At 52.5% G+C, this 7,263-nt stretch carries 5 protein-coding genes and 1 riboswitch; of the genes, 1 reads left to right on the top strand and 4 read right to left on the bottom strand.

The genetic code is table 11. The annotated features are described in order from the left end of the window. Positions 1–140: 140 nt before the first annotated feature. Together murI and btuB are read right to left on the bottom strand one after the other, a co-directional pair. Positions 141–1,022: a glutamate racemase gene (murI, locus tag M2403_RS24400; RefSeq protein ID WP_152325054.1), complete on the bottom strand. Its 882-nt coding sequence runs from the start codon at positions 1,020–1,022 to the stop codon at positions 141–143. Continuing rightward, a complete protein-coding gene (gene btuB, locus M2403_RS24395; RefSeq protein WP_165062050.1) occupies positions 967–2,829 on the bottom strand; it encodes a TonB-dependent vitamin B12 receptor BtuB in 1,863 nt (620 codons plus the stop codon). Before btuB ends, murI begins: the two co-directional genes overlap by 56 nt. A gap of 70 nt (positions 2,830–2,899) precedes the next feature. Then, a riboswitch (cobalamin riboswitch) is annotated at positions 2,900–3,168 on the bottom strand. 141 nt (positions 3,169–3,309) lie between these two features. Between btuB and trmA the strand changes: the two genes are divergently transcribed. After that, positions 3,310–4,410 (top strand): tRNA (uridine(54)-C5)-methyltransferase TrmA, encoded by a 1,101-nt coding sequence (gene trmA, locus M2403_RS24390; RefSeq protein WP_259231221.1) that lies wholly within the window; start codon positions 3,310–3,312, stop codon positions 4,408–4,410. Positions 4,411–4,481: 71 nt separating this feature from the next. On the opposite strand, the gene M2403_RS24385 is transcribed toward trmA, so the two are convergent. Together M2403_RS24385 and M2403_RS24380 are read right to left on the bottom strand one after the other, a co-directional pair. Then, a complete protein-coding gene (locus M2403_RS24385) occupies positions 4,482–5,621 on the bottom strand; it encodes a glycoside hydrolase family 105 protein (RefSeq protein WP_259231220.1) in 1,140 nt (379 codons plus the stop codon). Between the two features lie 29 nt (positions 5,622–5,650). Beyond that, positions 5,651–7,237, bottom strand: a complete 1,587-nt coding sequence (locus M2403_RS24380; protein ID WP_152325050.1) for an MFS transporter — start codon at positions 7,235–7,237, stop codon at positions 5,651–5,653. Between the last annotated feature and the right edge of the window lie 26 nt (positions 7,238–7,263).

Here is a 7,263-nt window from a genome sequence, read left to right as displayed (position 1 = left end):
ATCTTTTTCTCTTCCTGTCCGAGCGACTTGTCAGTCGTTGTTCCCGGTCAGTGGAGGCGCATTATAGGGAGTTCTCAGAAGGCCGCAACCCCTAAAATACAAATAATTTACTGACCGCTGAATCTTTCATCAAATGACGTTTAAAGCGGCAATTCCTGGATACTTCTGAAGCCATATGACTGCAAAACAGGCAGCAGACTTTGCGCTTCAGCCGTCATCGCCATGCAATACGCCACACTTTCTATTTCAACTTCCGGATTTATTTTTGGAATCGGCACGTGAGATGTCTCAATTAACCAATGTGCGCGGCGTGCAATCGCAGAACCGGAGTCGATCATACGCGTACCGTCGGGTAAAACCTGTGACAACTCTTCCGAAAGGAGCGGGAAGTGTGTGCAACCTAATACCACTGTGTCCGGAGGTTCGCGCAAACGCAGCCACGGATGCAAGATTTTCTTCAGCGCAGCCAGTGAAACTTCTTCGCCATGCAGCTTCGCTTCCGCCAGTTCGACCAGCTCGGCTGAGCCCAACATCAAAATCTGACAATCCGTCGCGAACCGTGCGACCAGATCATGCGTATAAGGACGCTGAACCGTCGCACGTGTTGCCAGCAACCCGACAACTCCGTTGCGCGTTAATTTCGCCGCAGGTTTGATGGCCGGGACAACGCCGACGACCGGACAACTGAATTTGGCGCGCAATGCAGGAAGGGAAACGGTGCTCGCCGTGTTACAGGCTATGACAATAATAGAGAGGGGATGGCGTCTCGAGACGGCACTGACAATCTCGACGACGCGCTCAACGATAAATTCTTCTGACTTTTCACCGTAAGGGAAAGCCACATTATCGAAGGCGTATATATAGTGCAGGTCCGGCAACATCTGCCGGACCTCATCATACACCGACAACCCGCCGACGCCGGAGTCGAAAACCAGCACCGTCGGACGGTCAGGAACTTGCGTTATGTCAGAAGGTATAGCTTCCAGAGAGGTAGTACTCACGTCCTGGTGTGGCATAGCCATAAGCCGTCTCGTAATCTTTATCAAACAAGTTGGCAATTCTACCACGAACTGTCAGGTGTGAGGTCACAGGATATGAGGCCGCAAGATCCCACAAACTTACACCGCCCAGTTTAACGGTCTGATAAGGATAAGTACCGTAATCGGTGTCGTAACGCTGTCCCAGATACTGATAGTTGATCGACCAGTCGATGTCAGCGATGTTCCAGTCAATCTGGTATTTTGCCTGCTGTTTGGCGCGGCGGGTCAGGATCTCGTTGGTGGTCGCGTCACGCGGATCAAGATATTCCAGCGTAATCTGGTGTTGCAGCGGACCGGTATCGAATGAACCTGTCCATTCCACACCCTTAATCGTCGCTTTACCGATGTTGTAATAATTACTGGTGGAATCGTTGTAAGCGATCATCTGATCGATGTCGTTACGATAGACGTTCAGACGCCAGCTAAGGGGCCCCGTCAGACCTTCCAGCCCGCCTTCCCATTGCTTACTTTCTTCTGGCTTGAGATCAGGATTACCATAGTAATCGCTGTAAAGCTGGCTCAGGTTCGGCGATTTGTACGCCGTGCCGTAAGAAGCAATCAGACGATAACCATCGACGAACTCCCAGGCAGCGCTGCTTTGCCAGGTGGTATGCTGACCGAACTGAGAGTTATCGTCGCTACGCACCGCGCCTTCCAGCGTGAAATCGCTGATTTTTTGCTGGGTGGTCAGATACACGCCGGTATTGTGCTGGTCATAGCCATCTGCCAGATAGCTGGTACCCGGTTCGGTCGTCAGTTTCTGCCAGTCCAGACCCGCACTGACTTCCCCTTTCCCTATCTGGAACGTATTACCCCATTGCAGGTTGTACTGATCGGAATCGTCCAGAGAAGCGGAAGCGTCATACGGGCCGTATTTAGGATCGTAGTTATAGTCTTTGACGTGGCTGTAGCTGCCAATTAACTGTGTGGCGTAAATGCCATTCTGATAACGCAGACCGGTGTCGTATGTCCGGCTGTAAAGCTGACGGGTATCAATCAGCGCGCTGCCCGGCGAATAATACGCATCATAAGCCGTGCGGTTGTCATATCCGTACGCACGTGCAAAGCCGCTGATCTCTTCATTGAACTGATGCTGCAGCGCCAGATACAGTGTCTTGCTCATGAAGCCGTCACGGTCGGGCTGAGGAACACCGCCGTTATTGCCATCCGCGACCACATCGATTCCACGGGTGTAGGTGTAATCCCCTGCCGCAGTCAGCGTAGTGTTCTCACCTAATTTCTGCTGCGTTGAGCCATTGTAGTTCTGATAACCGTGCGAGCCGACACCCGCCCCGAGCGTTGTACCGTCTTTGTCGCGCGTCGTAATAATGTTGATGACGCCGCCAATGGCATCGGAGCCATAAACCGCCGAACGCGGGCCGCGAATAAATTCAATGCGCTGAACTAATGAAAGAGGAATTTGACTGACATCGACGGAGCCGGAAATACCCGCCTGATTAAGACGAATACCGTCCATCAGTACCAAAGTATGGCTGGAGCTGGTGCCGCGAACGTACACAGAGGTCAGCTGACCCATTCCGCCGCTCTGGCTGATGTCCACACCCGGTAAACGGCGCAGCACATCGGCCACGGATTTCGACTGCCACCGGTCGATATCTTCGCGCGTGACGATATCCGTTGGCGCTAATACAGAAGAAACGGGCTGTGGAAAACGGTTAGCGGTCACCACCATATTATCGCTGCTGTTTGTGGAAGTACTGTCTTGCGCCCACCCTGAAAAAGCCGTGACGGATAATGCCGTCAGCAGCACATGCTTTTTAATTGTCATGAATCGAGCATCCAAACTTAATTGGCGGATGCCGCAGAGGATCACCGGCGATAATTCGCGACGACGATGATTAATGCGACGTAACATCGGCAGGTCTTCGGACTTAGGATTTGCAGGCTCATTAATTACGTCGTAATTATTTGAGATAACCCGCACCGGGCGATGACTTCCCATCCCCTCTTTCTTCTTTCCTGTATAAGGAGAGAGAAGCAGGAAACAGTGTCTGCATAATAAAGAATGCTATCGCCGTGATTTCCCCATACCGCTGCGCGCCAGTTCCGGATTCACACCGGATTCCCTTTTAACTCAGTCAATGAGGCCGAAACGCAATCGTACGATCAACCTATTTGGAAATCCAGACATCCGTAATAGCAAGTAAGCTTTCACGATATAAATGTAACAATGGTGGACTTAACGGAGACATTCCCTACAATCCCCCGCTAAGTTTGTCCATTCATTCCCTGCTAGACGAGATAACCGATGACGCCTGAAAACCTGCCCATTGAAAAGTACGACGACCAGCTGGCGGAAAAGACCGCACGTCTCACGGCGATGATGTCGCCATTTAATGCGCCACAGCCTGACGTTTTCCGTTCTCCCGTCAGCCATTATCGGATGCGCGCGGAATTTCGTGTCTGGCACGATGAGGGCGACCTTTACCACATCATGTTTGATCAGCAGACTAAAGCCCGCGTGCGCGTGGATCAGTTCCCGACCGCCAGCGAACTGATTAACCGCCTGATGCCGGTGCTTATCTCAGCCATCAAACAAGATCCGGCGTTGCGCCGTAAGATCTTCCAGATCGACTATCTCTCGACCCGCAGCGGCAAAATCATCGCCTCACTGCTTTATCATCGTAAGCTGGATGATGAATGGCAGCAGGCCGCCACAATTCTGCGCGACCAGCTGCGGGCTGACGGTTTTGATATCCAGCTGATTGGCCGCGCTGCGAAAACCAAAATCATGCTCGATCAGGATTATGTCGATGAGGTTCTGCCGGTGGCGGGCCGCGATATGATCTACCGTCAGGTGGAAAACAGCTTCACCCAGCCAAACGCTGAAATGAATATTCAGATGCTGGAGTGGGCACTCAAGGCTACGGAAAATTCTACCGGCGATTTGCTGGAGCTTTACTGCGGGAATGGCAACTTCTCGCTGGCTCTGGCGCGTAACTTCCGTCGTGTGCTTGCCACAGAAATCGCCAAACCTTCCGTCGCCGCCGCGCAATACAACATTGCCGCGAACCGCATTGATAACGTGCAAATTATCCGCATGGCGGCTGAAGATTTTACCCAGGCGCTCAATGGCGTGCGGGAATTCCGCCGCCTGCAGGATGTCGATTTAAGCGGATATGAGTGCAACACAATTTTTGTCGATCCGCCGCGCAGCGGGCTGGATGACGAAACCGTGAAAATGGTGACTGGCTACGACCGTATTCTTTATATCTCCTGCAATCCGGAAACGCTGTGCGCGAATCTGGAAACACTGAGTAAGACCCACCGCGTCACGCGCCTGGCATTGTTCGATCAGTTCCCGTACACGCACCATATGGAATCTGGCGTGCTGCTGGAAAAAATCTGACGGCGAATGAAAAAACAAAAAACGGGCACTCAGAAGGTGCCCGTTTTTATTTCTGGCCGTTATCCACCCTATTACAAATAAACCCGCAGATATTCTGACAAACACAGAATCGCCATCGCCTGTCCGTAAGGCATCGACGTCAGCGCGATTTCGCGATAGAAATCGAGATCATTACCCATCGCCGTGCCGAATGACGTTTGCGTCAGCTCGCCTGCCGGATTGATGTGTTTGATCACGCCCTGAATGGCTTTCTCCGCCACCGGCGCATACGACGCATCGATATAACGTTTACGCACTGCTTTCAGAATGCCGTAAGCAAATCCGGCAGTAGCTGAACTTTCCAGGTAAGAGTGTGGATCGTCGAGCAGCGTATGCCACAAACCGCTGTCATCCTGACATTTCGCCAGCGCGCTGACCTGGCTTTCCAGCACCTGTAACAGATAGCGGCGGGTGGCGTTGTTCTCTGGCAAATCCACCAGTTCGAGGAACTCGGGAATAGCAATCGTCAGCCAGCTGTTACCGCGTGCCCAGCGGGCCTGAGCAAAATTATGATGACCGTCGAACGTCCAGCCGTGGAACCACAGGCCGGTTTCGCGATCCATCAGGTACTGAACGTGAACCAGAAACTGGTACGTTGCTTCTTCCACAAACTCCGGACGATCCAGCAATTTTCCAATTTTCGCCAGCGGCAGCACACTCATCATTAGCGTGTCATCCCACATTTGCTGATGATTTTCGTTGTTATAAACGATGTGCTGCATCGCACCTTTAGCAGTGCGCGGCATTTCATACATTACCCATTCCGCCCAGCGTTCCAGATAGGGCCGCCATGCCGCATTACCGGTTTCTTCATAACGGTAAGCCAGCGTCAGGAACGGGCTCATGGTATTCACGTTTTTCGTCGGCGTGCCTTCCGCCAGACGCGCGCTAAACCAGTCGTCGATCACCGCCCGCATTTTCTCGTCGCCGGTCTGCTGATAATACTGATAAATACCGTAAAGCCCGATGCCGTGCGTCCATTCCCAACCCGCCCAGCCTTTGGTGTCAATGACGCGGCCATCGTCGAGCCGCAACAGGAACTCACCGGTTTTATCTTCGATATTCACCAGATTGTCCGTCACATTGTGGATCAGCGCTTTCAGTTCATTGCGCGAAATGAAATGTTCTGGCTGGCGTAAAAGCGCACTGTGTTTCACTTCAAAAACTTTCATGGTGTTCTCCTGATAAATATTCACCAAAATTACAAACGTCCCTGTGCCGGAATTTCGGCGGCATTTTCACGGGTCAGCTTTTCAGGTGGCGGATTGTGGCGATGCAAATAACCAATATTGTTGTTGCCCCACAGCGATTCGTATTTCATCCCTGTCAGCATTTCGACGATCGCCCGATCTTCCGGCGTAATTTGCTCCGGCACGATGCGGTTCGCGTCACGCATTTTCTGCGTTTCGCGGGTCAGCACGCCGTGCGTTTTCTGATTAAGGCGGAAGAACAGTGAAATGATGAAGCCCATGCTGAGCATCAGCAGTGAGCCGATCACCAGAACGCCGAGAATGGTGTGGCCGACAGCCGGAACCTGCTGGCTCTGCCCGGAAACAAATCCGGCGAGTTGCAGGATAATCCCCACCAGCATCACGGCACCGGCCTGCGAGGCTTTTCGTGTCAGCGTCATCACACCGGCGAAAATCCCCTCGCGGCGCTGGCCGGTAATGGTTTCATCGACATCGGCGATATAGGTGTAGATATTCCACGGCACGTAGTTGATCCCGCCGCGCCCGAGCCCTGCCAGCGCAGAAATCAGCAGCAGTAACGACATTGAATCGTTCATTCCGGTGTAATAGAGCACGCCGTAAGAAATCGCCGCCAACCCGAATAACGTTACGGCCAGACGATAGGACGGTGCCGGTCCGAAGCGGATGCACAGCGGGATCATCCCGATAACCGCCACAAATTGCAGAATCGCCATCATGCCCATGAGGTTGGAAGCAATCGCCGCACTTTGCATCAGCACAAACACCACGTAGTACGTGAAGACGGCGTTAAACACGTCCTGCGCAATATACCCGCCGAGATACAAACCAAGATGCTGACGGAAAATCTTGATACGCAGCGTCGAGGACAGTTCCACTTTCAGGCGTTTCAGGCTTTGCACCAGCGTCAGCTGCTGGCGTTCGCGCTCAATTTTCTTCGTGGCTTCGGATTTGAGTTCTTCCGGCCGTTCCCAGGTAAAGAAGTACACCAGCGTCAGTACGAAGGCGCAGATCACCGCAAAGACCAGACTCGAATAGAAGAAGGAAATGGCATTATCTTTGCCAAAATGCTGCAACAGAATTCCCGGCAGGAAAGCGGCGAGAATGGCAGAAAGCTGCGCCAGCGCGATACGGGCTCCAGAGAATTTGGTTTTCTGTTTGAAATCGTCGGTCATTTCCGGCACCAGCGTCTCATACGGCACCAGAATCATGGTGTAAACGATATCGAACAGCAGATAGGTCAGCAGGTAATAGACATATCCCATGTCGCCCACCCACATGAAGCTGTAGCTGAACACGCAGGGAATACCAAGCAGAATAAAGAACTTACGGCGACCGAACCGTTTGCCGAGCCAGGTATTACCAAAGTTATCCGTGAGATAACCCATTAACGGGCTTAACACCGCATCGGCGACGCGCGCGGTCGCAAAGATGAAGGTCGCTTCGATGGGCGAAAGGCCGCAGAACGTGGTGTAGAAATAAAGCAGCCACGCCGCGGTCAGGGCTGTGGTGCCTGCCCCCAGAAAATCGCCAGAACCGTAGGCGATGTAATTAAAGAATCCTATCTTACGTGTTTTCATTGCCGTCTGGCCTCTGTTAAATCACC

The organism is Rahnella sp. BIGb0603 (genome assembly GCF_024808755.1).
GTDB lineage: Bacteria > Pseudomonadota > Gammaproteobacteria > Enterobacterales > Enterobacteriaceae > Rahnella > Rahnella contaminans.
Note: the sequence above shows the minus strand (reverse complement) of the source record. Positions and strands in the feature narration are given on the sequence as shown.

Excerpts from the sequence above, each read along its gene's own strand:
- trmA (WP_259231221.1), top strand. The coding sequence starts at position 3,310 with ATGACGCCTGAAAACCTGCCCATTGAAAAGTACGACGACCAGCTGGCG.
- M2403_RS24385 (WP_259231220.1), bottom strand. The coding sequence starts at position 5,621 with ATGAAAGTTTTTGAAGTGAAACACAGTGCGCTTTTACGCCAGCCAGAA.
- murI (WP_152325054.1), bottom strand. The coding sequence starts at position 1,022 with ATGGCTATGCCACACCAGGACGTGAGTACTACCTCTCTGGAAGCTATA.
- btuB (WP_165062050.1), bottom strand. The coding sequence starts at position 2,829 with ATGACAATTAAAAAGCATGTGCTGCTGACGGCATTATCCGTCACGGCT.
- M2403_RS24380 (WP_152325050.1), bottom strand. The coding sequence starts at position 7,237 with ATGAAAACACGTAAGATAGGATTCTTTAATTACATCGCCTACGGTTCT.